This is a genomic window from Nocardia sp. (genome assembly GCF_025465275.1).
Lineage (GTDB): Bacteria > Actinomycetota > Actinomycetes > Mycobacteriales > Mycobacteriaceae > Nocardia.
Genome location: NZ_JAODNK010000110.1, coordinates 12,037 through 35,734 on the forward strand (window position 1 = coordinate 12,037; position 23,698 = coordinate 35,734).

The following is a 23,698-nucleotide window of genomic DNA, read 5'->3' on the forward strand; positions in this document are numbered from 1 at the left end:
CCATGTCGGGACGTTCGACGCGCAAACGTCGCAAGGCCGCCGACCCCTGGTACGACAATATGCTGGCCGGGTGGGCGCAGGTACAGGAGAATCCGATGTTCCGCTGGGCCCGTCGCGGTCTGGTCGACGCCGGCGACCGACTGCCCTCGGATGCGTGGGCGGTCATCTCCGGCCACGGCACCATCCACTTCGCATCGAAGCGCCGGGCCGCGGCCGACGAATGGGCCTGGGCCTTCGCGCATTTGCTGCTGCACGCCGGGTTCGGGCATCTCGATCCGCGGGGCGTACCGCAGCAGATGCTCGAGGAGAACCTCTTCGCGTCCACCTGGCTCAATAACCCGCAGCAGCCGCATCCGGCGTATCGGGCTGCGTGCTGCGCGGTGGTCGACCAGTACCTGCTCACCTTGAAGATCGGCCGCCCGCCGGAGGCGCTGCCGCCGACTCCCGGCGGCTCCGATGAGCAGGCGCTGACCGAACGCTGGTGGCACACCGGCATACCCGAGCAGTACCAGCAGCCCGAATACCCGGACTTCTTCGTCGGCGATGCCGACACCGCCAAGAACTACGACCACCGCACGCAATTCGCGATCGGCATCGGCGAGGCCGCCCGTGATGCGCTCGCCGATGCGGGGCACGATGTCACCGCCGGTCGGCGCAAGGTCATGCGCTCATGGGATCGCGCGCTCAATTGGTTCGTGTCGTCCTACCCGCTGCTCGGCGCGCTGGCCGCCGGGATGAAGATCGTGGCGGAGGTGGATGTTGCTCGCGGTTGGGACATTTCGATTGCCGCGGTCAATGCCGAAGCCGCCGAGATCTACATCAACCCGTTCGCGGGGCTCAGTGATGAGGAATGGCGTTTTGTCCTCGCGCACGAAATGCTGCACGCCGCATTGCGACACGGCGATCGGGCGGGCTGGCGCGACCACTACCTGTTCAATGTGGCCTGCGATTACGTGGTGAACGGCTGGCTCGTGGAAATGGGCGTCGGCGAGCTTCCCGAAGGTCTGCTCTACGACCCGGAGCTCAAAGGTCTTTCCGCGGAACAGATCTACGATCGTATTGCCGGTGACCTGCGCCGCGTCCGCAAGCTGGCCACCCTGCGTGGGCGCGGGCGCGGCGATATCTTCGGAGATCCATTGCCGCACAATGGAACTACCGGCGGCTATATCGATCTGGACCACTACTATCGCGGCGCGCTCGCCACCGGTCTGGCCTACCACCAATCCAGCGGCCGTGGGCTGTTGCCTGCCGGTCTGGAGCAGGAGATCCGTGCCCTCGATCAGCCCCCGCTGCCGTGGGACGCGCAATTGGCGCAGTGGTTCGACGAACACGTGCCCGCTGTCGAGAAGCGCCGCAGCTATGCCCGCGCGTCCCGTCGCCAGTCCTCCACGCCCGACATCCCGCGTCCGGCCTGGGTCCGCCCGGAAGAATCTGTCCGGCTGCCCACCTTCGGCGTCGTCCTGGACACCTCCGGATCCATGTCCACCGAGCTCATGGGCAAGGGCCTCGGCGCGATTGCCGCGTACGCCCGTGCCCGCGATGTCCCGCGCGCCCGCGTGGTGTTCTGCGATGCGGCCGCCCACGATGCCGGTTATCTGCCCGTCGACGAGATCGCCTCGAAGGTCCGGGTCCGGGGCCGCGGTGGCACCGAGTTGCAGCCGGGCATTCGACTTCTGGAGCGCGCCACCGATTTCCCCGCTGACGGGCCGATTCTCGTCATCACCGATGGCATGTGCGATGTTGTGCGCATCCGGCACGAACACGCCTTCCTTGTTCCTGCCGGCGCCTCGCTGCCCTTCCGTCCCCGAGGCCCGGTCTTCCGAATGCGCTGAGTGCGAACCTCCGGCGCCGGATGTCGGTGAAACTAGGCAAGTCGGGCGCAACGTGGCACGATCTTTGAGGTGACCAGCAGTCCATCCGGGGCAGAGCGTCTGCGCGATCTCGCGCGGCTGCGCCGAGTGCGTGACCGTATCGACCGGGAGTACGCGCAACCGCTCGATGTCGAAGCGCTGGCCCGCGACGCGCACATTTCGGCGGGGCATCTCAGCCGCCAGTTCAAGCTCGCCTACGGCGAATCGGTCTACTCCTATCTGATGACACGCCGCATCGAGCGGGCGATGGCATTGCTGCGGCGCGGCGATCTCAGCGTCACCGAGGTCTGGTTCGCGGTCGGCTGCTCGTCGCTGGGCACCTTCAGCACGCGTTTTACCGAATTGGTCGGGGTGCCGCCCAGCGTCTACCGGCGCGAGGCGACCGCGACCTCGGGCATCCCGTCGTGCGTGGAAAAACAAGTAACCAGACCGATCAGGAATAGAGAAGCGGCGGCTACCTAGTCGCAACTAGCCTGATCTTCATGGACATCACCATTCACGCGAGTTTTCTCCCGCAGGACGATCCGGATGCCGCCCTGGCCTTCTATCGCGACACCCTGGGTTTCGAGCTCCGGAATGACGTCGGATACAACGGCTTGCGCTGGCTGACCGTCGGCCCGCCCGGGCAGCCGGATACCTCGATCGTTTTGCATCCGCCGGCCGTCGATCCCGGCCTCACCGAGGACGAGCGTCGCGCCATTACCGAGATGATGGCCAAGGGGACTTATTCGAGCATCCTTTTGGCTACTAAAGACCTGGACGGCATTTTCGAGCGAGTGCAGGCCAGCGACGCGGAAGTCGTCCAAGAACCGACCGATCAGCCTTATGGCGTTCGCGACTGCGCTTTCCGCGATCCCGCAGGCAATATGGTCCGCATCCAGCAACTGGGCTGAGCATTCCGGCATTGCCCCGCCGCCCCTGATTCCCGATGGCACTGCCGCTGCGCTGCCGAAAGATGGAGACACGATAAGCATGGCCAAGAGGACGAGCCCGCAGGCGCCCGCATCACACGCTGCCGATAGTCATGAGCTGATTCGCGTGGTCGGCGCGCGGGTCAACAATCTCAAAGACGTCAGCATCGAGATCCCGAAGCGCCGGTTGACGGTGTTCACCGGCGTCTCCGGGTCCGGCAAGAGTTCGCTGGTGTTCGGTACGATCGCCGCGGAATCGCAGCGGCTGATCAATGAGACCTACAGCTCGTTCGTGCAGGGTTTCATGCCGACGCAGGCGCGTCCCGAGGTCGACGTTCTCGAGGGGCTCACCACCGCGATCCTGGTCGACCAGCAGCGGATGGGTTCCGACCCGCGCTCCACGGTCGGTACCGCCACGGACGCGAATGCCATGCTGCGCATCCTTTTCAGCCGCCTAGGGAAGCCGCATATCGGTTCCCCGCAGGCGTTCTCCTTCAATGTCGCCTCGATCAGCGGTGCGGGTGCGGTGGCGATCGAGCGTGGCGGCAAGACCGTGAAGGAGCGGCGCAGCTTCAGCATTACCGGTGGGATGTGCCCGCGCTGCGAGGGCCGGGGCTCGGTCAACGACATCGATCTGACCCAGCTGTACGACGAGACCAAATCGCTCAACGAGGGCGCGCTGACCATTCCCGGCTACTCCATGGACGGCTGGTTCGGCCGGATCTTCACCGGGTGCGGCTACTTCGATCCGGATAAGCCGATCAAGAAGTTCAATAAGCGTGAGCTCGCCGACCTGCTCTACAAGGAGCCGACCAAGATCAAGGTCGAGGGCATCAATCTGACGTACGAGGGTCTGATCCCGCGCATTCAGAAGTCCATGCTGTCGAAGGACGTCGATGCGCTGCAGCCGCACATTCGCGCGTTCGTGGAGCGGGCGGTCACCTTCAGCATCTGCCCCGAATGCCACGGCACCCGGCTCAGCGAGGGAGCGCGGTCGTCGAAGATCAAGAAGCTCAGCATTGCCGATGCCTGCGCGATGCAGATCAGCGATCTCGCCGAATGGGTGAAGGGGCTGGACGAACCGTCGGTCGGGCCGTTGCTGGAGACGCTGCAGCGGACGCTCGACTCGTTTGTCGAGATCGGGCTCGGCTACCTCAGCCTGGAGCGCACGTCCGGCACGCTGTCGGGCGGTGAAGCGCAGCGCGTCAAGATGATTCGGCATCTCGGGTCCGCGCTCACCGATGTCACCTATGTTTTCGACGAGCCCACCGCGGGGCTGCATCCGCACGATATTCAGCGCATGAACGATCTGCTGCTGCGGTTGCGGGACAAGGGCAATACGGTGCTCGTCGTCGAGCACAAGCCGGAGACCATCGCGATCGCCGATCACATTGTCGATCTCGGACCGGGTGCGGGTGCGGGTGGCGGCACCATCTGTTTCGAGGGTTCTGTGGACGGGCTGCGGGGCAGCGGCACCATTACCGGCAAGCATTTCGACGATCGGGCCGCGCTCAAGACGACGGTGCGAAAGTCCACCGGGGCCTTGAAGATTCGTGGCGCGAAGACGCACAACCTGCGCGGTGTGAATGTCGACGTTCCGCTCGGGGTGCTTGTGGCCATCACCGGTGTCGCGGGGTCCGGAAAGAGTTCGCTCGTGCACGGATCGATTCCCGCCGGTGAGAATGTGGTGTCGGTCGATCAAGGTGCGATCAAGGGCTCGCGGCGCAGCAATCCGGCGACGTACACCGGACTGCTCGAGCCGATCCGCAAGACCTTCGCGAAGGTCAATGGCGTGAAGCCGGCGCTGTTCAGCGCGAATTCCGAAGGCGCGTGCCCCAATTGCAATGGCGCGGGTGTCATCTACAGCGATCTGGCGATCATGGCCGGCGTCGCCACCATGTGTGAGGTGTGCGAGGGCAAGCGGTTCCAGGCGGCGGTGCTGGACTACCACCTCGGCGGCCGCGATATCAGCGAGGTGCTCGCCATGTCGGTGAGCGAGGCCCTGGAATTCTTCGCCGCCGGCGAATCGAAGATCCCGGCCGCGCACGCCATCCTCGAGCGGCTCGCCGATGTCGGTCTCGGCTACCTCACCATCGGCCAGCCCCTCACCACCTTGTCCGGCGGCGAGCGCCAGCGCCTGAAGCTGGCCACCCACATGGCCGACAAGGGCGGCATCTACGTCCTCGACGAGCCCACCACCGGCCTGCACCTCGCCGACGTAGAACAGTTGCTCGGCCTACTGGACCGCCTCGTCGAATCCGGCAAGTCGGTCATCGTCATCGAGCACCACCAGGCCGTCATGGCCCACGCCGACTGGATCATCGACCTCGGCCCCGGCGCCGGGCACGACGGCGGCCTCATCGTCTTCGAAGGCACCCCCGCCGACCTGGTAGGCGACCCCGCCACCCTCACCGGCGAACACCTGGCGGCGTACGTCGGCAGCTGACCGAGGTCCTCGGAGGCTTCGCGAGACGCCATCACCCGCAGCCGAGTCGCGTCACCCGTCGAATTCGGTCCACGGGTGAGGTGACTCGCGTTGTCTCGGTGAGTCGCCCCACGTCGTGCGGGTGCGTCGCCCTCGTCATCCCGGCGCGCTTTTGGCCGGGATCCACGGAAACCGTTGGCACGCTGCGGGTGTGGATCCCGGCCAAAAGCATGCCGGGATGACGAGGTTCGCAATCCGGGATGACGGGAGGCGTGTGCGCCGGCGGGCCGTCGCAGTCGCCTTGCCGATTTCTCGCGCCTTCCGATCTCGTCCGCTCGCGCTGTCCCGGTGCGAGCCCGCGCAGGGATCTATCGAAACGTGCGGGTTGCCGCTGACGACCGCTGCTGCGTGGCTGTTGGTTGCTGGTTTGCTGTGAGTGGCGGCGGGATGACCTTGGTTCGGCAGGGTAAGGGCGGTGCCGGTGGTCGGTGGGGGTGCCACTATGGAGGGAGGCAGGACTCCGCGCTGAGAGGTGGTGGGGCGTGGCGGGATTCGTGCAGGACAGCGGGATGCTGCGGTGGCTGGTGGTGGCCGGATTCGTGGCGGCGGCGGTGATCGTGGTGGGGCGGCTGGCCGCGGTGCGGCCGGTGGGTGGGGGAGAGGTGCTGGCGGGGAATGGGTTTCGGGTGGATCAGGAGTCGGATGCGGCGCATCTGCTCATGTGCCTGGTGATGCTGGCCATGCTGGTGTTTCCGGCGACGGCGGATCCGAGGGCGCTGCGCGGTGTGCTGACCGCGATGATTGTGGTCTACGCCGCAGTCCTGATGGGTCGAATTCTCCGGTGGCGCAGTGTGAGTGTCGCGACGTTCGCCTATCACCTGGTGGCGGCGGGGGCGATGTTGTACGCGATGAGCGGGCATGCCGAGCGCGGGATGCGGATGCATATGGCGGGTGGACCCGCCCCGGTGCCGATGCTCGTGCTGGCCGCACTTTTCACCGTGGATGCGGTGGTCATGGCGGTTCCGGCGTCGCGGCGCGCGCTGTGGCATATGTTTCCGCATGCGGTGGGCACCGGTTCCAAAGCAGTGTTTCCGCATCTGGTGATGGATCTGGGCACCGCGTACATGCTCGTGGTCGCCGCGGCGGGCTGACGTCGAGTCCCGGGGGCCGTTCGCGCTGCTCCGGGCGGTGATGGTGTGATGGTGTGGTTGTTCGGCATGCCCGAAAAGTGGCAGTCGGTGTCGGTGTGACGGAGGTGCGGGATGGGTTCGCTGTGGCATGGCTTCGCCGATATGGGTGCGGTGGAGAACGGCGGTGCGTTCGTGGTGGCGCGGGGGGACGGCGCCTATATCTGGGATGAGGGCGGCACCCGGTATCTGGATGCCACCGCCGGACTGTGGTTCACCAATGTCGGGCACGGCCGCCGCGAGATCGCGGATGCGGTGGCGTCCCAGCTGAGCAATCTCGCGCACTATTCGAACTTCGGCGATCTGGCCTCCCCCGTGCTGCGCGATCTGGCCGAGCGGCTCGCCGCCATCGCGCCGGTGCCCGGCAGCAAGATCTTCTTCACCTCCGGCGGATCCGACGGTATCGATACCGCGGCCAAGCTGGCGCGCCGCTACTGGAACGTCATGGGCAAGCCGGGCAAGACCATCATCGTCGGCCGCGAGAAGGCCTATCACGGCATGCACGTAGCAGGTACCTCGCTCGCGGGCATCCCGGTGAACCACGAGGGCTACGGGGAGTTCATGCCCGACGCCCGCACCATCAGCTGGGACGACCCCAAGGCGCTGCTCGCACTCATCGAGGAGGTCGGCGCCGAGCGCATTGCCGCCTTCTTCGCCGAGCCGATCATCGGCGCGGGCGGCGTATACCTGCCGCCGGAGGGCTACCTCGCCGAGGTGCGCCGCATCTGCCGCGAGAACGACATCCTGTTCGTGGCCGACGAGGTCGTCACCGGCTTCGGCCGCATCGGCGGATCCTGGTTCGCCTCTTCGCGTTTCGATCTGCAGCCGGACATCATGACCACCGCCAAGGGCCTGACCTCAGGCTATGTGCCGATGGGCGCAGTGTTCATCGCACCGCGGATCGCCGAGCCGTTCTTCGCGGGCGGCACCTGGTTCCGCCACGGCTACACCTACGGTGGCCATGCCGCCGCCGCGGCCGCCGCCATGGCCACCCTCGACATCATGGAGCGCGAAAACCTCCTCGAGGCCAGCAAGAACCTGGAATCGCTGCTGCACAAGCACCTTTCGCCGCTGGCCGAGCACCCGCGCGTGGCCGAGGTGCGCAGTGGTCTGGGCGCGGTCGCCGCCGTTCAGCTCGCCGATCCCGCCGAGGCCATGCCATTCGTGAAAACTCTGCGCGCCCATGGCATCTCGGGCCGCGCCGCCGGTCAGGGCGCCCTGCAGATCTCGCCGTCGTTCGTCATCACCGAGGAGCAGGTTGCCGAATTGGCGGCCGGCTTCGCCCGCGCGCTGGGCTGATTCAGGCGCGTGACCAGTGTGTTCCTGCCCGCCGGAGATCGCTCCGGCGGGCAGGTTGCGCAGCGGGTGAGACCATAGATTTCGGGGCGCGAGGCGATGGTTGCCCTTGCGTATCTTGGTGGTTGAGGATTCTCCCGCGCCTGGATACTGCTGATGACCGCTCGACCCGATCTTCCCGAAACCCCGCGCCCCGCAGCCGGTCCCAGGTTGTCGTGGCTGCATCGCATCCTGCTTAGGATCATCGTCCTGATCGTCTCGCTGCCGGACGTCGTGCTTATCGGGGTTCTCATTGTGCGGGTCTGCGCACCACACGGGTATCTGCTCGTGGGTCTCGTCCTCAGCGTGTGGCTGCTGCCCGGGGCATTGTTCGCCGCCTCGATGGCAGCTTTCAATCTGGCGTTCAAAGCCAGTCCGAGGCACCCGGACGCCTACGCGATCGAGAAGCAGGATATCCGATTGGCCACGGCATGGCGGCGGGTCGCGGCGGCGGCCGGAGTGCGGGATTACGGCTACTTCGTGCGGGCGCCGTTCTCCGACGCCGCCCCTGAAGCCCGCCCTTCGGGTAGGTCGGGGGGGATCTCGATCATCGTCTCTCGCAAGGCCATCGAAGAGTTGCCGGCTCGCGGCCTGGAAGCGCTTCTCGCTCATGAGCTCGCACATTGTCTGGGTGCGCGCCCGCCCCCGTGGGGGCAGTTACTCGAGTGGTATGCCGTGCCTGCGGGCTTGGTGGACGAACTCCCGATACAGCTGGCCCGATGGCTCGCAGGTCGCGGCTTTCGAGATGAGCCGTGGTCGCATCCCGCGACGGCGGTTCGGATGTTTGCCACAGTGGTTGCGGAAGTGGGGGTGTTCCGTGTGCTGGCGTTCCTGATCGGGCCTGTTCCCGCAGCGGTTGTCCTTGTGGTGCTGAACATTCGAACGGTGTTCATTCCGATCGTGCAGCGGCACTGCGAGTTTGTCGCCGATCGCATAGCGGTCGATCTCGGATACGGGGCCGAGCTGCGGGAGTACCTGCGGTGCTACATCCCCGAGGTGCGGTTCCGGTGGGATCTACTCGCCCGGATCGTCGCCACGCACCCCACGACAGGTCCGCGAGTGCGCGCCATCGATGAGCGGATGCGCGCTCAGGCGACGAGCTGAACCCTGCGGTCCGGCCACTCGGGAGGGCCGTTTACCGCAAGCGGCCGCAGGCCTACTCCGCGGCCAGGCGATCGGCACGGGAAAGGAGGTAGCGCTGTTGCGGCACAGTCCCTGTCAGTTCCGCAGCACGCCGGTAATCGGCTATCGCGTCCGCGACACCTCCGTTCAGCTCCCGAAGATGAGCGCGCACGGCGTAAAACCGATGGTTGGCGCAGAGTCGGCCGTCGCGCTCCAAGTCCGCGAGCATGGCCAGACCGGCCTCGGCGCCGTCCGACATCCCCACCGCGACTGCGTGATTCAATGCGACAACGGGATTGTCGGTGAGCGCGGCCAGCGCCGCGTACAATGCGGCGATCTGCGGCCAGTCGGTGTCCGCGGCGGCGGTTGCTTCGTCGTGTACGGCCGCGATAGCGGCCTGTAGTTGATACGGTCCCGGCGGGCCACCGCGTGGCAGCGCCATGGTGATCAGGTTGATGCCCTCGGTGATGAGGTCGCGGTCCCAACGCGATCGATCCTGTTCGGCCATCGGAATCAGCTCACCCTGTGCGCCGGCTCGAGCGGGTCGGCGGGCATCGGTCAGGAGCATGAGCGCCAGCAGACCGGCGACTTCGTCATCCTCCTCGAGTAGCCGATACATGATGCGCGCCAATCGAATTGCCTCGACAGACAGGTCTGCCCGGTACAGCTCCGGTCCCACCGTGGCGGCATACCCCTCGGTGAAGATCAGGTACAGCACGTGCCGCACGGCGGCGATCCGTGCGTCCCGCTCCTGAGGCAGCGGCATCCGGAACGGTGTCCCTGCCGACTTGATTGCGCGCTTGGCCCGGCTGATGCGGCGGGTCATGGTGTCCGCCGGCACCAGGAAAGCGCGCGCGATCTCGGTGGTCGTCAAACCACCGACCGCCCGCAGCGTCAGTGCGATCTGTGCGGCGGGCGTCAAGGCCGGATGGCAGCAGAGGAACAGCAGAATCAGCGTGTCATCGGCATCGCCTACGCGATCCTCAACCACGGGGGCAGCCCATTGTTCGGTCGGAAGAGCCTGTACCACAGCATCTTCGCGCTGCCGCCGTGCTTGTTCGGCGCGCAGCAGATCGGTCAGCCGCCGCGATGCGACGGTAATCAGCCAGGCCTTCGGATCCTGCGGCACATCCGCGTCCGGCCATTGTGTGGCAGCCGCCAGCAATGCCTCCTGTACCGCGTCCTCCGCGGTATCGAAATGCCCGTACCGCCGCACCAGCGCACCGAGGACCTGCGGCGCGAGTTCACGCAGCAGGCCCTCGGTGTGTGCGTCGACCATCACATCTCCGGACCCTCCGGACCCTCCGCGACCGGCCGCACATCCGCGTACGCGCGCGCGGCCACAGCCGTCGGGCCGGGGCATTCGGCTAGTCCCGCTGCGATCTCGGTGGCTCGGTCGAAGCTGTCGCACTCGACGATCCAGTACCCGGCCAGCACTTCCTGCGTCTCCGCGTACGGCCCGTCGGTGACCAGCACGGGCGTGCCCGCCCGAGTGCTGCCGCTGACCCTGCGGGTATGAACGGGCGCGACGAGGCCGCGGGTGTCCACCAGCTCACCCGATGCCTCGAGTTTCGCGGTGAACGTCTGCATGAACTCGACCATGGCCGTGAAATCAGCGGGTGTCCAGGCGTAATCGCCCGTCGCATTGCCGGTCAAACCGTCGTAGTCCCTTTGTGAACCGTAGGACAGAATCATGTATTTCATCGGTCTCACCTCCGTTGTCGGCGCCCCGGTGGCGTCTTCACCTGAGACGTCGAAGCCACTGCACCGGATTCGGACATCTACTCCGAAGAATATTTTCCCGCACGGCGAATGGGGGCCGAAGCGGTCAGATGACGACCGGGTGATCCTCGACGACCCGTCCGCCCAGCCGCACCCAGCCGTCGGAGTCCCACTCGGTGAACAGCTGCGATCCCGCGCCCTGGGTGATGTACAGCCCGCGCTGCAGTTTCGCCGTCAGGGCGATTGCCGCCGCGCCGGTTGCCTCGTCTTCGGCAATTCCCATGGCGGGGGCGAACATTCGGGTGCGTACCTGACCGCGGGCTTCGTCGTGCCAAGCCCACACGTAGTGCGAGCCTTCGGGGAAGTCGGCCGGGTCCAGCGTCGCCAGCAGTTCGGCGCTCTCGAATTCATGAAAGGTGAAGGCGGGGGCCCATTCCGAGCGGGCGCGCACCCACGCCATGCCGTCCGTGACCGAAACGTCCACGGGTCCGGCGGGCACATCGATGACCGAGACCGGGCTGCCCTTCAGGTACAGCCACCACCCGGTGCCGACGGTCGGGTGACCAGCGAACGGCAATTCGATCGAGGGTGTGTAAATCCGCATGCGAACCCGGCCGTTCTCCGGCTCCTCGAAGACAACCGTCTCGCTGTATCCCGCGCGAGCGGCCAGGGCCTGATGGTCGGCGCCGGCCACATCGGCGGCGCGCGCGATACCGAGCGGATTGCCGAAGCGGCCCGTCGCATCGGTGAACACGCGAACCACTTCGATCTGTGCGCCATCGCTTTCCGGAGTGCTCATGGTCGCCGAGCTTACCGCTGGTTACCGAGCGGGGGGAGGTGAGCAAGCTCCCAGCATGTCGGTCAGGGCGCTCTTCTCGGTGGCCTGCACGGTGAGTCCCCAGCGGGATTTCACCGCCACCCAGCGGCGTGCGTACTCACACCAGAACCCGGCGCGCGGGCGCCACTGGTCCGGGGATTTCGAGCCTTTGTCCTGATTGGCCTGCTTCTGCACGGCCAGTAGATTGCCCGCGTCATTGGCGAATTGCTGACGGCGGTCCGCATCCCAGTCCGAAGCCCCCGACCGCCAGGCATCGCCCAGTGCGACCACATGATCGATTTCGATCTCGGAGGCCTTGAATCGGTCGTAGGGCAGCCGCTCGCCCGCGTAGGGGTCATTCAGTACGCCGGACAGCACGGTGCACGAATTGCTTTCTGCCAGTTTGACTTCCGTCAGATCTCGCTTCATCACATCCTCGCGCGCAGTGCATCCGCCGGAAAGTACCGGCTCCCCGCCGCGGCCGGACCAGCCGGGCCCGAAGGCATTGCGCTCGTAGGATTCCCAGTTCCGATTCCAGGCGATGGTGAGCCGGTCCAGATCTGCCTGCGCGTGCTGCAGGTCGGGGAGCGGCGTGCTGGTCGGGCCGGCCGCCGCCGTGTCCTTCGGCGCCGGTTCCTGCCGATTGCTCCAGAGCGTGAGCCCGGCCGCTGCCACCGCGATGAGGACGACGGAGGTGGCGAGGAATCTGCGCCGGCGGCGCCGGGCAGTGGTCCGGGAACGCTTGGGCATGCGGGGGAGTCTAGGGGCGGAAACCGGATGAATCGGGCAACGTTGCCGACCGGTGACCTGATACAGGCTAACTGATAGCAAATAGAAACAGGGTCGGTGCACCGAATCGGTGCACCGACCCTGTCAGCAGTGCTTCAGATCGAAAAGCAGGAGCTCAGACCGCGGCGCCGGCCAATGCCTCGGTCGAGGCCACGGCCTGGCCGACGCCGGCCACGATCGCGGCGGCGCGCAGCGATTCGAAGATCGCCTCACGGGAAACGCCCGCCTCGCGCAGCGTGTTCTCGTGCGCCTCCAGGCAGTGCTGGCAGCCGTTGATCGAGGAGACCGCGAACGACCACAGCTCGAAATCGGCCTTGTCCACGCCCGGGGTGCCGATGATCTGCATGCGCAGGCCGGCCCGCAGGTCGTCGTACTTGCCGTCCAGGAACGCCTTACCGCGGTAGAACACATTGTTCATGCCCATGATCGAGGCGGCGCCCAGCGCGGCGTTGTACGCCTCGGCCGACAGTACGTCGGCGGCCTCCTCGGCGATCTCGCGCAGCGTGGTGGCCGACCGGGTGGCGGCGGCCGATGCCAGCAGTGTGCCCCACAACTGCTGCTCGTTCAGCACGGTGGTGCGAGCGATCGAGGACAGGTTGAGCTTGAGGTCCTTGGCGTACTCGGGTAGCGAGTTCTTCAGGTTCTCAATGGTCACAGTGCGCGGTCCTTAAATTAGATACGGCCTTTGTATCAGAGCCGAATTGGAAGAATTTAGACCGAGGCGGTCATGAGCTCGCCGGCCTTGATGGTCGGGTCGCCCTTCTTCCAGTTGCAGGCGCAGAGCTCGTCGGACTGCAGGGCGTCGAGCACCCGCAGCACCTCGTCGACATTGCGACCCACGGAACCGGCGGTCACCGAGACGAACTGGATCTCATTGTTCGGATCGACGATGAAGGTGGCGCGGTCGGCGACGCCGTCGGCATTGAGAACACCGGTGGCGGCGGCCAATTCGCGCTTGAGGTCGCTCAGCATGGGGAACGGGAGGGTCCTGAGCTCCTCGTGCTGGGCACGCCACTGGAAGTGCACGAACTCGTTGTCGACGGACGCGCCGAGCACCTGTGCGTCACGATCGGCGAACTCCTCGTTCAGCTTGCCGAAGGCGGCGATCTCGGTCGGGCAGACGAAGGTGAAGTCCTTCGGCCAGAAGAAGACGATGCGCCACTTGCCGGCGTGGTCGTCGCTCGAGATCTGGGTGAAGTAGTCGTCGGGCTGCTGAGCGTTCACCTTCGAGAGATCACCGCCGATGACTGCCGTCAGGTTGTAGGCGGGGAACTGGTCGCCGATGGTCAGCAGTGCCATGCTTGCTCCTCTGTGTAGTCGAATCGATCGTGTCGTGACTGCTGTTAACGATCTTGCCCGAACCTCGCTTAAAGGCAAAGGTGATGGGTCGCACTAGACTGATAGGCGTGACTGATCAAACTTATCAGCCGACCCTGTCGCAGCTGCGTGCGTTCGTGGCGATCGCGGAATATCGCCACTTCGGCACCGCGGCGGCCCGGCTGAGCGTGAGCCAACCCACGTTATCGCAGGCCCTAGCATCACTGGAAAACGGACTGGGTCTGCAATTGATCGAGCGCAGCACGCGCCGGGTGCTCGTCACACCCGCGGGCAAAAGGCTACTGGCGCAAGCCATGGCAACCCTGGAAGCTGCTGACCGTTTCGTCGCTTCCGCGGCCGGATCCGGGCTCGGCGGAACCATGCGACTGGGCATTATTCCGACCGTCGCCCCCTATGTACTGCCGAGGCTGCTGCCGGAACTGCACAAGCAGCTGCCCACGCTGGTGCCGCATGTGATCGAGGATCAGACGGCACGGCTGGTGGATGGGCTGCGCTCCGGCGTCCTGGATGTCGCGTTGCTGGCACTGCCGGCCGATGCCACCGGACTGGTTGAGCTTCCGCTCTATACGGAGGAATTCGTCCTGGTGATCCCGCGTGGGCATCAGTTCGCCGGGCGCACCGATCTGAAGCCCTCCGATCTGGACGCGCTGCCGCTGCTGCTGCTCGACGAAGGGCACTGCCTGCGTGATCAGACGCTGGATCTGTGCCGGACGCACGATGCGCATCCGGGTGCGGTAGGCGATACCCGTGCGGCCTCGCTGGCCACCGTGGTGCAGTGTGTGGCAGGCGATCTGGGTGTCACCTTGATTCCGGAGATGGCTGTCGAGTCCGAAACCTCGCGCGGCACTCTGGATATCGCGCGTTTCGCCGCGCCCGCGCCGGGCCGCAGGCTCGGCCTGGCCTACCGCACCTCGACCGCGCGCGGCGAGGATTACGAGCGTCTGGCGGAGATCATCCGAAGTATTCGGCCACACTGACGGCACCCCGGATTGAGGCCTATCGCACCTCCAATTGACCGGTTCGTGTGCGTCTGGGACGCTCGGGGCCATGCGGATTCACCATCTGAACTGCGGCACCATGGCCTTCGGCCTGGTCGACCACTGCCTGCTCATCGAGACCCGGACCGAACTCGTGCTGGTCGACACCGGATACGGGCTCGGTTGCGTGCGAGAGCCGGGAAAGATGCTGGGCGCGAGCCGATTCGTCATGGGCCCCAAGCTCACCGAGACGGAGACGGCGATATGGCAGATTCAGGCGCTGGGCTACGACCCTCGTGACGTACGGCACGTCATCCTCACCCATCTCGATCTCGATCACTCCGGTGGCCTGGCCGACTTCCCGGAGGCGACGGTGCATGTGCACGGTCCTGAATTCCGGGCCGCCACTGCGACACCCACCCTCTCGGAGCGCCTGCGGTATCGCGCCGCGCAGTGGGCGCACGGACCCAAGTGGATGGTCAACGAGGTGGAGGGCGGCGAGGACTGGTTCGGCTTCACCGCGGTGCGTGACCTACCCGGCCTACCACCGGAGATCCTGGTGGTGCCGCTGGTCGGCCACACCCGCGGGCATGCCGGCGTGGCGGTCGACAGCGGCAATGGCTGGCTGCTGCACGCCGGAGATTCCTTCATGTTGGAAAGCTCCATCGACCCCGAGAGTCCGAATACTCCCTTGTGGCTGCGTATGTACGAACAGGGTGCAATAGTCCGGGACGCCTACCGGGAGAATCAACGCCGACTGCGCGAACTCAAGCGCCTGCACGGCCATCAGATCAGCGTCATCAATTCCCACGAGGCCGCGCTCTTCCATCGGATGACCGCGCGGTGAGTGATCGGCCCTGGACGCGCCGCCTACCCTCAGGCGATGCCCCGCTGTTCGTCTACGGGACCTTGCAATTCCCCGAGGTTCTGATCGAATTGATCGGCCGCGCACCGCAATTGGATCCCGCGCAGGTGCTGGGCCAGCGGGCGGCAGTCCTGCCCGATCGGGTATATCCGGGGCTGACGTCCGCGAATGACAGTGTGACGCAGGGTTTCCTGCTCAGCGGGCTCACCGCCGACGAGTGGCAGGTGCTGGATGCCTTCGAAGACGACGAATACGAATTGCGACCCATCCCCGTGCACGCGGGGGATCAGGACACCTACGCGTGGACCTACATCTGGACCGATGCGGTGCCACCGGGGGAGTGGTCGGCGCAGCGTTTTGCGGCCGAACACCTCGCCGACTACATCACCCGCTGCTCGACGTGGCGACGAGACCTGTTGCGCCCCGCGACCGCACAGCCCGTGCCTGAACGGCACAACCGGTAGCGGGGGCTGTGCCGCTGCCGCAGAGGCTGTGCGGTCAGGAGCAACACCGTGCGTTCCGGCAGCGAAACCCGGTGCAGGGTCGCTAGGTTCGCAACCCGTCCAGGATCGCGAGCACCGCCGCCTCGGATTCGACCCGGGCGGCGGCCGGATCGTCGGAGCTCGCTGGTGGGAGTGGCACCGGGTCATCGGACCGCTCGCCGAGCACTATCGCGTGATCTGCCCGGATCTGCGCGGGCTCGGTTGGACTGCCGCACCTCCGGATGGCTATCGGCCCGAGGTGATGGCCGACGATATCGCCGGCTTGCTCGACCGCATGGGTGTGCGCAGGTTTCGCCTGATCGGCCACGATTGGGGTGGTCTGGTCGGCTATCAGCTCGCGCTGCGCAGCCCCGACCGGGTCTTGCACTACATCGCGGTCAATACGGCGAGCCCGTTTCTGCGGCCCACGCCGCGGGTGCTGCTCAATGGGATTCGGGTATGGCACATTCCGCTCAATGCCGCGCCGTTGATCGGGCGCCGAATGGCCGGGTCGGTGGTGCCGAGGTGGGCATTGCGACGCTGGACATATCGCTCGGCCGCTCTGACTTCCGAGGACACCCGGATCTTTCTGGCGCAGTTCCAGGATCCGGCTCGGGTGCGCGCCACTGTCTCGTACTACCGGAACCTGCTGCGGCGTGAACTGCCGCTGCTGCTGTCCGGTCAGTATCGGTGGTCGCGGCTCACTGTTCCGGTGCTGGTGTTGTCGGGGGATCGTGATCCGCTGCTGCCTCCGAGTCAGATGACCGGATTCGACAGGTGGGCAACCGATTTCCGGGTGGAGTTGGTAAGGGGCGTGGGTCACTTCCCGCCGATCGAGGATCCGGAGCGATTTGTGGCGGGTGTGCTGGCTTTCTGTGCTGATCCTGACCGGGACTGCGTGACGCCGGACACATTCATGAGGTAGAACGGGTTGGCACGGAGACAGCGGGCATTGTCGCGGCGGCGCGTAGTCAGGCGATAGGGGATCTGTTGCGGCGCAGTGCTGCCCGGGTTCCGGGGAAGACGGCGCTGGTGTGGCGGGGGCGGCGGGGGAGTTTCGGCGGGCTCGACGAGGCCGTCAATCGGGTGGCGCACAGTTTGGCTGATCGTGGTGTGGTGCAGGGGGATCGGATTGCGGTGTTCTCGCGTAATTGCCGTGAGTTCGTGCTGTTGTATTTTGCGCTGGCGCGGCTCGGGGCGGTTTCGGTGCCGATCAATTTCATGCTGACTGCTGATGAGGTCGCCTACATTCTGGGGCATTCCGGGGCTGTCGGGTTGATTGCCGAGGATGCGCTTGCCGGAGAAGCCGAGGCGGCGGTGAAGCAGTTGGGGGACAACGATATTCGATTGTTCGGCTGGATCGGACTGAGTGGGCTGCCGGTGGCCGCGGGTTGGGAGGATGTCGCGGCGTGGGAAGAACATGCCGACGCTTCCGAACCCGCGGTGCTCATCGGTGATGACGATCCGGTGCAGCTCATGTACACCTCCGGCACCGAATCGCGGCCCAAAGGCGCGATCATGTGTCGGCGATCCGGTCCACATACTTGAAGTTCGCGATATCGCCCGGGTCCGCACTCGCGACCCCGGCGAACCACGCGTCCAGGATCTCGGTGAGCAGCGCCCGCGAAGTCAACCGCAAACTCAGCGCCAGCACATTCGCATCGTTCCACCGCCGAGCGCCGGCGGCCGTGTACCCGTCCACGCACAGCGCAGCCCGCACCCCCTGCACCTTGTTCGCCGCGATCGACGCCCCCGTACCGGTCCAGCAGCACACCACCGCCTGCTCAGCCCGCCGCTCCGCAACATCTCGCGCCGCCGCGGCGCTGGCCCAAGCCCAATCATCCCGCTCATCCGGATCCAGTGCCCCATGCACCGTCACCTCGTGCCCGCGCCGCCGCAACTCCTCCACGACCGCACCCGCGACACCGGTGTCCTCGTCCGCGGCTACCGAAATCCTCATACAGCGTTTGTGCCTACTCGAAGATTTCCGCTACATCGGCTGCGGTCACTGCCCGCCGAGCCCACACCTCGAGTTGATCGACATCCGTACAGCTTTCGATCCGAGCGCGAACCTCAGCGGAAACTGCGAATCCCCGCGCGTCGAGGATGGCTTCCAGAATGCGGACCTCTCCATCGAGCCGACCTCGTTCCAACCCTTCTTCCAGCCCTTGTTCCAGCCCTTGTTCCAAGCCTTGCTCGCGGCCCTGCTGTAGGCCCTCTTTCACGAGATTGCGGAACGTGTCGCTCAGATATTCACGACGGGCTGCGGTAGTCATCATCGCCTCCAAGCATGATCGGGCTGCACGGTTCAGGGTTGACGTCACGAGGTCGTAGTACATGGTAGCCCGCTCGGTCCCGCGACTTCCGGGTTCGGCGGCGAGCTTGTCGAGTGCGGCGAGCGTCGCACTGAACACCTTGGCGCGGTCGCTGTGTTCCTGGTGAGCGATGGCGGACAGCACGGAAAGTTCGGGCAGGCGGACTGCACTTTCAGGGTCTGTGACCACCGGGACCTGTTCCGGTCCCAGGACGACGGGCCGCACGGTGGCGACTCCAAATCCCAGATCGATCGGCTTGGCTGCCCACGTCGTTGTTCGACTGTCCGGGGTCAGCACCAAGAGCACCGTCGGGCAGCGCAGCCGCGCCCGGAGCGTGGCCACATACACCGGCCAAGTCCAGCGTTTGTCCTTGTCCGGGCGCAACTGGACCTCGACGACCACTGCCAGCACCGGTTCCTTCGAATTCGAGAACACGACCACCGTGTCGGCGCGGTATTCGGTCGGTGCTTTATCGGTGAGGTCGGTGCAGGCGGTATTCGCCTCCTCGTACTCGGGTAGGTCCCAGCCGAGCGCGGACAGCAGGCTGGCCGCGAGGCCGGGTTGATTCGTGAAGAGCTCCAGCAACACCTCATGCAGTGCAGATGGCATGGAGTGACGGTATGTAGCCCGAGCGATATGTGTTGCTGGATTTGGTGATTCGCTCCGAATTGTCAGAATTCGGTGGTGACCAGGTGCCTATTTCCCGGCTGCGCGGGCCAGGTGTTCCGGGTAGCGGGCGCCGGCGATGGATTCGGCGGGGGCGGCGGCTTCTATGGCGGCCAGATCCTCTGGGGTGAGGGTGATGTCGGTGGCGGCTGCGTTTTGTTCGAGGTAGGTGCGGCGTTTGGTGCCGGGGATCGGGACGACATCGTCGCCGCGGCTCAGCACCCAGGCGAGCGCCAATTGCCCTGCGGTGACGCCCTTTTCGTCGGCCAGCTTACGGAGGGCGGCAACGATGGCGAGATTGCTGTCGAGATTGCCTTCGGCGAAACGCGGGAGATTGCGGCGCATATCGTCGGCGGGCAGATCGGCGGTGGAAGTGATTGCGCCGGTGAGGAACCCGCGACCGAGCGGTGAGAACGGCACGATGCCGATGCCCAATTCCCGGCAGGTGGGCACGATTTCGGCTTCGAGATCGCGAGTCCACAGCGACCATTCACTCTGTAGCGCGGTCACCGGATGCACAGCGTGCGCACCGCGAATGGTTTCCGCCGAGGCCTCCGAAATGCCGAGATACCGGACCTTGCCCGCGGTCACCAGCTCCGAGAGTGCGCCCCAGGTCTCCTCGATCGGCGTATTCGGATCCACCCGGTGCTGGTAGTACAGGTCGATATGGTCGACGCCGAGCCGGGCCAGGGACTCATCGCAGCTCTGCTTCACAAACGCGGCATCACCACGCGCTCCCATCGAGCCGCCTTCGCCCCAGACGATCCCGAACTTGGTGGCCAGCACCACCTGGTCGCGACGATCGGCAATAGCGCGCCCGACCAGACGCTCATTGGTTTCCGGCCCATACACGTTCGAGGTATCGATCAGTGTGACACCGAGTTCCAGCGCCCGACGAATGGTGGCAATCGACTCGTCGTCATCGGTGTGCACCCCGTACGCGGAACTCATGCCCATACAGCCGAGCCCCTCCGCGCCAACGGTCAGCTCGCCGAGTTTCCTGGTAGCGATCATGCTGGAATCCTCCTATGTCGCACTCGATGTCAGATGAGCCGCGCTCACCCTCGAACCTACGACCTGGAGCGCACTCCAAGTCAACTATCGAACGTCCCCGATCGCACAGCAGCCGCGAACACATCCCAGTCGACCGGCGCAAACCGGTCTGCTCGCCGGTCGGCATCCCTGCCGGGAACGGCAGGATGCGGACCGGGTCGCGCTGAGCGGGTGATCAACGCCTGCCTGCGAATCCGAATGCGCACGCGAGCTGCGATCTCGGCGTCTTTCGCTTCCGGAACAGCATCACGTTGTTCACCATCAACTGACCGGAGGATCCAGCCCCACGGGCCCCACCTCAACATCGAGATGCCTCCGGGTAATGTGACGGCCCGAGTTGTATATCGGGGGAGATCTATGCGGGCACAACGTATTTCCACAGCGCGGCAGGTATCAGCTCTGTCGTGGGATGGCGATGATCTGGTCGACTTCTCGCATGGCCCCACCCGCTGGTCGTCCGACGGTACCGCCGCCGACTCGCCACAGATTTTCCGCGTGTTCTCCGGGTCGTTCGATCATGCCTTGGTCTCGCCATCGGGTCGATTCGAAGTCCTGTACGGAGAACGCGGCACGAAGGCGTTGCTGCTGCGTGACGGGAAGCTGCTCCGTGAACTCGATCGAAGCTATTACCACGCAGAGGATTTCGACTACCCGGTCGCTCTGGGCGTATTGACCGATGGGCGTGACGTCGTCGTGCATTGCCCGGACAAATACAACATTTTGCAGATCGACGATGCCGAGACCGGACAGCGCATCACCGAAGGATCCCGGACGCCACAGGATGTGTTCCACTCACGACTCTCGATCAGCCCCGATGGCCGGCATCTCCTTGCCGCGGGCTGGGTTTGGCACCCGCACGGTATCGCGATGGTCTTCGATCTGGCCGCAGCGGTGAAGGACCCGGCGGTGCTCGACGGCCGGGGCATTCTGCCTGCCGAAACGTCCGACGCCGAGATCGAATCCGCGTGCTGGCTCGACAATGACCGCGTGGCGATCGCAGCGTCGAATGAAGATCCATTCGAGGACGATCAGGAGAATTCCGACAAGCTCGCGCCTGGGCAGCTCGGCATCTGGTCCGTGCGCGCAGCCCGCTGGCTTCACCGCTCCACTCTTGCGCACCCGGCCGGCACAATGATTGCCTGCGGCGAGCGCATCGTGTCGCTATACGGCCACCCCAGATTGATCGACCCGATCTCGGGTCGAACGCTCCTCGAATGGCCCGACGTGGACGCCGGAACCAAGGACCGTAGCTACGGGGTCACCCATATACCTACACCGGTCGCCATCGCGCACCCCGACGGCACACGACTTGCCATTGCGCAGACCGACCACATCTCAATCCTGAAACTAGAGCCATAACCCGTCGCTCCCACCTGCGTGCCGCCCTCTCACCACGTGGCAGTGCCGAGTAACGGTCGTGCGGATTATCGCGACTCGTGGGGGCTGTCGCTGCGGCGCAGTTCGTGCAGGGGAGTCGATACGTCGCGGCCGGTGCTGAGTTGGGGGCGATTGATCGGGATCTCGGTGAGCGGGGCGGTCTCCCGCATGGAGGTCAGCGATCTCTTGGCCAATTCCTGGTAGACCTTCACGCCGTTGGCCTTCCACCGTAGTGTCTGCTCATCCAACGGCCGGGTCTCCGTGACGGGGTTGCCGACCGCGAGGTGCTCGGCGGGGATCGTCGTCTCGGCCCGGACCACGCTGCCGGCGCCGACGAGCGCCCGTGCCCCGATTCGGGCGCCGTCCATCACGACGGCGTTCATGCCGACCATCGCTCCCGACTCGATTACGCAGCCGTGTAATACCGCACCGTGTCCGATGTGGGATTCCGCCTCCAGCAACAACTCTCGTCCGGGGAACGAGTGCAGCACGCAGCCGTCCTGAACGTTGGACCCCCGGCCGATGACGATCGCGCCGAAGTCGCCTCGGATGCTGGCCGTCGGGCCTATGTAGCAGTCACTTTCGATCACGACATCTCCGATCAGCACCGCTGACGGGTGCACGAACGCGCCGGCGGCTACGACCGGTATGACTCCGTCGATTTCATAGCTGGGCATATCCACTCCGATCCAGTGTCGCCATTGGCCCCGTCACGATCATCAACGACACCGGACGGGGCGGTCAATTCTCGGAAGAGCTTGGCACTCCCCAAGTTTCAGCTTGGATGCTGCGGGAATGTGCGGCCGAGCGCGAGGCTCAGCGTCCTCTCAGCGAATTTGTGACAGCTTGTGGGCACGCACGGTCCGCCCGCGAGAAAGTTTTCGATGTCGACCTTCAACGGGCTTCCCGCCCACATCCTGTTCGTTCACTTCGTCGTGGTGCTGGCGCCGTTGACTGCGGTGCTGCTGACCATGTCGGCGGTATGGCCCGCTGCACGCCGCCGTCTGGTCTGGCTGAGCCTCGCGCTGGCCGTGATCGTCGTGATCCTGACCCCGATCACCACCGATGCGGGGGAGTGGCTGGAGAAGCGCGTCGGGCGAAACCCCGACTTGCGCACGCACACTCACCTCGGCGATACGTTCATCTATTTCGCCCTCGGGCTGTTGATCGTGGCGGCTCTCGTAGGGGTTGTTCACGTGCGTGAGTCCCGCGGCCGGGCGCTGTCACGAATGCTCGTCGGCATCGTCGCGGCCCTCACGCTCGCCACCAGCGTCGCGGCGACGGTGCAGGTGTACCGAATCGGAGAGACCGGTGCCCAGTCGACCTGGCACGGCGTATCAGCACAACCGGCACGCACCCACCCCACCACGAGCGACGTTCCAGCGAAGTGAGCTGAATGGAAGACCACGACCAGGAACTGGTGGCGGCAAATGTCGAGAAGTGGCCGCCGTCAGTTCCTGGTCGATGACGCTTCACATTACGAGAGCTCTTGCAGTGCAGCGGAGTCCTCGCGAGCCTTGCGCAGGTTCTCTTCGACCTCGCGGGTCCAGGCCTCGTTCGCCTTGGTGGTGTCGACCTCGAATTCGAAGCGCTGCGTGGACTTGGGGTCGATGTCGGCGACGTCCGCGTAGAACTGGTCGTACCAGCGGCGCAGCTGGTAGACCGGGCCGTCTTCCTCGGTGAGCAGCGGGTTGTCGATCTTGGACTTGTGCTTCCAGATCTCCACGTCCTGCAGAAAGCCTGCTTCGATACCCTCGGCCATCTTCACGGCCAGCCCATGCGCCGCATCGTCCGCCAGACCCGTGGGCTTCTCCAGCGAGACACCGTAGTTCAGCACGAACGAGTCCTGTGAGACCGGATAGTGGCTGTTGATGAGGACGCTCTTGATCTCGAAGCCGTTGTAGCTGTTCAGCAACGGGTTGATCATGTACGAGGGACCGAAGTACGACGCCTCCGATTTGAGCAGCGAGTCGCCGTCGATCTCGGTGGCCATGCCGATATCCCGGCGGCCCACCGAATCCAGGTACTGGGTGGCGATGTGTCCCTCGAACACATTCTTGAAGAAGGTCGGGAACGCGTAGTGGATGTAGAAGAAGTGCGCCATATCCACGACGTTGTCGATGATCTCGCGGCAGTTCGCGCCCTCGATCAGCACAGAGTTCCAGGTCCACGGGGTCCACCCATCGGACAGTTGCTCGAGCGGATTTCCGTGAGCGTCGCGGTACGCACCGTCGATGTACGGAATGGTTACCTCGTCGGTGGGCTTGCTGCCCTCGTGGTCATGCCACACGAACAGCTGACCATTACGTTCCAGCGTGCTCCACGCACGGGTGCGAGCCAGCGGCGGCACGCGCCGGGCATACGGAATACCGGTGCACTTGCCGTCGCCGCCCCAGCGCCAGTCGTGGAACGGGCAGGCGATGGAATCGCCCTTGACCTCGCCCAT

At 65.4% G+C, this 23,698-nt stretch carries 25 protein-coding genes; 14 read left to right on the forward strand and 11 right to left on the reverse strand.

Features of this window, described 5'->3' with window-relative positions:
- The first annotated feature begins 2 nt into the window (after positions 1-2).
- The 7 genes from JWN03_RS25105 to JWN03_RS25135 all read left to right on the forward strand — a co-directional run bounded on the left by JWN03_RS25105 (position 3) and on the right by JWN03_RS25135 (position 8,833).
- Positions 3-1,832 (forward strand): vWA domain-containing protein, encoded by a 1,830-nt coding sequence (locus tag JWN03_RS25105; protein ID WP_297619812.1) that lies wholly within the window; start codon positions 3-5, stop codon positions 1,830-1,832.
- Positions 1,833-1,901: 69 nt separating this feature from the next.
- Positions 1,902-2,333: a helix-turn-helix transcriptional regulator gene (locus tag JWN03_RS25110; protein ID WP_297619814.1), complete on the forward strand. Its 432-nt coding sequence runs from the start codon at positions 1,902-1,904 to the stop codon at positions 2,331-2,333.
- 20 nt (positions 2,334-2,353) lie between these two features.
- Positions 2,354-2,764 carry a VOC family protein gene (locus tag JWN03_RS25115; RefSeq protein ID WP_297619816.1) on the forward strand — a complete coding sequence of 137 codons (411 nt, stop codon included), beginning with the start codon at positions 2,354-2,356 and terminating at the stop codon, positions 2,762-2,764.
- A 79-nt stretch (positions 2,765-2,843) separates the two neighbouring features.
- Positions 2,844-5,228, forward strand: a complete 2,385-nt coding sequence (locus JWN03_RS25120) for an excinuclease ABC subunit UvrA (protein ID WP_297619819.1) — start codon at positions 2,844-2,846, stop codon at positions 5,226-5,228.
- A gap of 521 nt (positions 5,229-5,749) precedes the next feature.
- Positions 5,750-6,358 carry a DUF5134 domain-containing protein gene (locus tag JWN03_RS25125; protein WP_297619822.1) on the forward strand — a complete coding sequence of 203 codons (609 nt, stop codon included), beginning with the start codon at positions 5,750-5,752 and terminating at the stop codon, positions 6,356-6,358.
- Between the two features lie 111 nt (positions 6,359-6,469).
- Entirely contained in the window at positions 6,470-7,693 is a 1,224-nt protein-coding gene (locus tag JWN03_RS25130) for an aminotransferase family protein (protein ID WP_297619825.1), read from the forward strand.
- 153 nt (positions 7,694-7,846) lie between these two features.
- Positions 7,847-8,833: a M48 family metalloprotease gene (locus JWN03_RS25135; protein WP_297619829.1), complete on the forward strand. Its 987-nt coding sequence runs from the start codon at positions 7,847-7,849 to the stop codon at positions 8,831-8,833.
- Between the two features lie 52 nt (positions 8,834-8,885).
- On the opposite strand, the gene JWN03_RS25140 is transcribed toward JWN03_RS25135, so the two are convergent.
- The 6 genes from JWN03_RS25140 to JWN03_RS25165 form a co-directional block, all read right to left on the reverse strand.
- Complete coding sequence (locus JWN03_RS25140) at positions 8,886-10,130, reverse strand: RNA polymerase sigma factor (protein WP_297619832.1); 1,245 nt, start codon at positions 10,128-10,130, stop codon at positions 8,886-8,888.
- Positions 10,130-10,555, reverse strand: coding sequence for a YciI family protein (locus tag JWN03_RS25145; protein ID WP_297619835.1), 426 nt, complete (start codon positions 10,553-10,555; stop codon positions 10,130-10,132). Before JWN03_RS25145 ends, JWN03_RS25140 begins: the two co-directional genes overlap by 1 nt.
- A gap of 124 nt (positions 10,556-10,679) precedes the next feature.
- Positions 10,680-11,372 (reverse strand): PhzF family phenazine biosynthesis protein, encoded by a 693-nt coding sequence (locus JWN03_RS25150; protein WP_297619838.1) that lies wholly within the window; start codon positions 11,370-11,372, stop codon positions 10,680-10,682.
- A gap of 21 nt (positions 11,373-11,393) precedes the next feature.
- A complete protein-coding gene (locus JWN03_RS25155) occupies positions 11,394-12,140 on the reverse strand; it encodes an HNH endonuclease family protein (protein WP_297619840.1) in 747 nt (248 codons plus the stop codon).
- A 154-nt stretch (positions 12,141-12,294) separates the two neighbouring features.
- Complete coding sequence (locus JWN03_RS25160) at positions 12,295-12,834, reverse strand: carboxymuconolactone decarboxylase family protein (RefSeq protein WP_297619843.1); 540 nt, start codon at positions 12,832-12,834, stop codon at positions 12,295-12,297.
- A gap of 56 nt (positions 12,835-12,890) precedes the next feature.
- Positions 12,891-13,478 (reverse strand): peroxiredoxin, encoded by a 588-nt coding sequence (locus JWN03_RS25165; protein WP_297619846.1) that lies wholly within the window; start codon positions 13,476-13,478, stop codon positions 12,891-12,893.
- Between the two features lie 107 nt (positions 13,479-13,585).
- Here JWN03_RS25165 and JWN03_RS25170 point away from each other — a divergent pair, with 107 nt between their 5' ends.
- From JWN03_RS25170 to JWN03_RS25190, 5 genes are all read left to right on the forward strand, one after another.
- The gene (locus JWN03_RS25170) at positions 13,586-14,494 is read left to right on the forward strand and encodes a hydrogen peroxide-inducible genes activator (RefSeq protein ID WP_297619849.1); all 909 of its coding nucleotides are present in this window, start codon (positions 13,586-13,588) and stop codon (positions 14,492-14,494) included.
- 70 nt (positions 14,495-14,564) lie between these two features.
- Complete coding sequence (locus JWN03_RS25175) at positions 14,565-15,341, forward strand: MBL fold metallo-hydrolase (RefSeq protein WP_297619851.1); 777 nt, start codon at positions 14,565-14,567, stop codon at positions 15,339-15,341.
- The gene (locus JWN03_RS25180; RefSeq protein ID WP_297619853.1) at positions 15,338-15,823 is read left to right on the forward strand and encodes a gamma-glutamylcyclotransferase family protein; all 486 of its coding nucleotides are present in this window, start codon (positions 15,338-15,340) and stop codon (positions 15,821-15,823) included. Before JWN03_RS25175 ends, JWN03_RS25180 begins: the two co-directional genes overlap by 4 nt.
- A 28-nt stretch (positions 15,824-15,851) precedes the next feature.
- On the forward strand, positions 15,852-16,766 hold the full coding sequence (locus JWN03_RS25185) for an alpha/beta fold hydrolase (protein WP_297619855.1): 915 nt from the start codon (positions 15,852-15,854) through the stop codon (positions 16,764-16,766).
- A gap of 65 nt (positions 16,767-16,831) precedes the next feature.
- Positions 16,832-17,389, forward strand: a complete 558-nt coding sequence (locus tag JWN03_RS25190; RefSeq protein ID WP_297619858.1) for an AMP-binding protein — start codon at positions 16,832-16,834, stop codon at positions 17,387-17,389.
- Here the strand turns inward: JWN03_RS25190 and JWN03_RS25195 are convergent.
- The 3 genes from JWN03_RS25195 to JWN03_RS25205 all read right to left on the reverse strand — a co-directional run bounded on the left by JWN03_RS25195 (position 17,358) and on the right by JWN03_RS25205 (position 19,836).
- The gene (locus JWN03_RS25195; protein WP_297619861.1) at positions 17,358-17,801 is read right to left on the reverse strand and encodes an RpiB/LacA/LacB family sugar-phosphate isomerase; all 444 of its coding nucleotides are present in this window, start codon (positions 17,799-17,801) and stop codon (positions 17,358-17,360) included. The genes JWN03_RS25190 and JWN03_RS25195 overlap by 32 nt on opposite strands.
- 13 nt (positions 17,802-17,814) lie before the next feature.
- Positions 17,815-18,765, reverse strand: a complete 951-nt coding sequence (locus tag JWN03_RS25200; RefSeq protein ID WP_297619864.1) for a hypothetical protein — start codon at positions 18,763-18,765, stop codon at positions 17,815-17,817.
- Between the two features lie 87 nt (positions 18,766-18,852).
- Positions 18,853-19,836 (reverse strand): aldo/keto reductase, encoded by a 984-nt coding sequence (locus JWN03_RS25205; RefSeq protein ID WP_297619868.1) that lies wholly within the window; start codon positions 19,834-19,836, stop codon positions 18,853-18,855.
- A gap of 396 nt (positions 19,837-20,232) precedes the next feature.
- On the opposite strand from JWN03_RS25205, the gene JWN03_RS25210 reads away from it, so the two are divergent.
- The gene (locus tag JWN03_RS25210; protein ID WP_297619871.1) at positions 20,233-21,234 is read left to right on the forward strand and encodes a hypothetical protein; all 1,002 of its coding nucleotides are present in this window, start codon (positions 20,233-20,235) and stop codon (positions 21,232-21,234) included.
- Positions 21,235-21,299: 65 nt separating this feature from the next.
- On the opposite strand, the gene JWN03_RS25215 is transcribed toward JWN03_RS25210, so the two are convergent.
- A complete protein-coding gene (locus JWN03_RS25215; RefSeq protein ID WP_297619874.1) occupies positions 21,300-21,929 on the reverse strand; it encodes a gamma carbonic anhydrase family protein in 630 nt (209 codons plus the stop codon).
- Positions 21,930-22,136: 207 nt separating this feature from the next.
- Here JWN03_RS25215 and JWN03_RS25220 point away from each other — a divergent pair, with 207 nt between their 5' ends.
- On the forward strand, positions 22,137-22,643 hold the full coding sequence (locus JWN03_RS25220) for a DUF2231 domain-containing protein (RefSeq protein WP_297619877.1): 507 nt from the start codon (positions 22,137-22,139) through the stop codon (positions 22,641-22,643).
- An 86-nt stretch (positions 22,644-22,729) separates the two neighbouring features.
- On the opposite strand, the gene JWN03_RS25225 is transcribed toward JWN03_RS25220, so the two are convergent.
- The coding region (locus tag JWN03_RS25225; RefSeq protein WP_297619880.1) for a Rieske 2Fe-2S domain-containing protein at positions 22,730-23,698 on the reverse strand (969 nt) is incomplete at its 5' end.

Excerpts from the sequence above, each read along its gene's own strand:
- JWN03_RS25120 (WP_297619819.1), top strand. The coding sequence starts at position 2,844 with ATGGCCAAGAGGACGAGCCCGCAGGCGCCCGCATCACACGCTGCCGAT.
- JWN03_RS25115 (WP_297619816.1), top strand. The coding sequence starts at position 2,354 with ATGGACATCACCATTCACGCGAGTTTTCTCCCGCAGGACGATCCGGAT.
- JWN03_RS25140 (WP_297619832.1), bottom strand. The coding sequence starts at position 10,130 with ATGGTCGACGCACACACCGAGGGCCTGCTGCGTGAACTCGCGCCGCAG.
- JWN03_RS25175 (WP_297619851.1), top strand. The coding sequence starts at position 14,565 with ATGCGGATTCACCATCTGAACTGCGGCACCATGGCCTTCGGCCTGGTC.
- JWN03_RS25195 (WP_297619861.1), bottom strand. The coding sequence starts at position 17,801 with ATGAGGATTTCGGTAGCCGCGGACGAGGACACCGGTGTCGCGGGTGCG.
- JWN03_RS25135 (WP_297619829.1), top strand. The coding sequence starts at position 7,847 with ATGACCGCTCGACCCGATCTTCCCGAAACCCCGCGCCCCGCAGCCGGT.
- JWN03_RS25205 (WP_297619868.1), bottom strand. The coding sequence starts at position 19,836 with ATGATCGCTACCAGGAAACTCGGCGAGCTGACCGTTGGCGCGGAGGGG.
- JWN03_RS25155 (WP_297619840.1), bottom strand. The coding sequence starts at position 12,140 with ATGCCCAAGCGTTCCCGGACCACTGCCCGGCGCCGCCGGCGCAGATTC.
- JWN03_RS25220 (WP_297619877.1), top strand. The coding sequence starts at position 22,137 with ATGTCGACCTTCAACGGGCTTCCCGCCCACATCCTGTTCGTTCACTTC.
- JWN03_RS25150 (WP_297619838.1), bottom strand. The coding sequence starts at position 11,372 with ATGAGCACTCCGGAAAGCGATGGCGCACAGATCGAAGTGGTTCGCGTG.
- JWN03_RS25200 (WP_297619864.1), bottom strand. The coding sequence starts at position 18,765 with ATGCCATCTGCACTGCATGAGGTGTTGCTGGAGCTCTTCACGAATCAA.
- JWN03_RS25165 (WP_297619846.1), bottom strand. The coding sequence starts at position 13,478 with ATGGCACTGCTGACCATCGGCGACCAGTTCCCCGCCTACAACCTGACG.
- JWN03_RS25105 (WP_297619812.1), top strand. The coding sequence starts at position 3 with ATGTCGGGACGTTCGACGCGCAAACGTCGCAAGGCCGCCGACCCCTGG.
- JWN03_RS25210 (WP_297619871.1), top strand. The coding sequence starts at position 20,233 with ATGCGGGCACAACGTATTTCCACAGCGCGGCAGGTATCAGCTCTGTCG.
- JWN03_RS25130 (WP_297619825.1), top strand. The coding sequence starts at position 6,470 with ATGGGTTCGCTGTGGCATGGCTTCGCCGATATGGGTGCGGTGGAGAAC.
- JWN03_RS25215 (WP_297619874.1), bottom strand. The coding sequence starts at position 21,929 with ATGCCCAGCTATGAAATCGACGGAGTCATACCGGTCGTAGCCGCCGGC.
- JWN03_RS25145 (WP_297619835.1), bottom strand. The coding sequence starts at position 10,555 with ATGAAATACATGATTCTGTCCTACGGTTCACAAAGGGACTACGACGGT.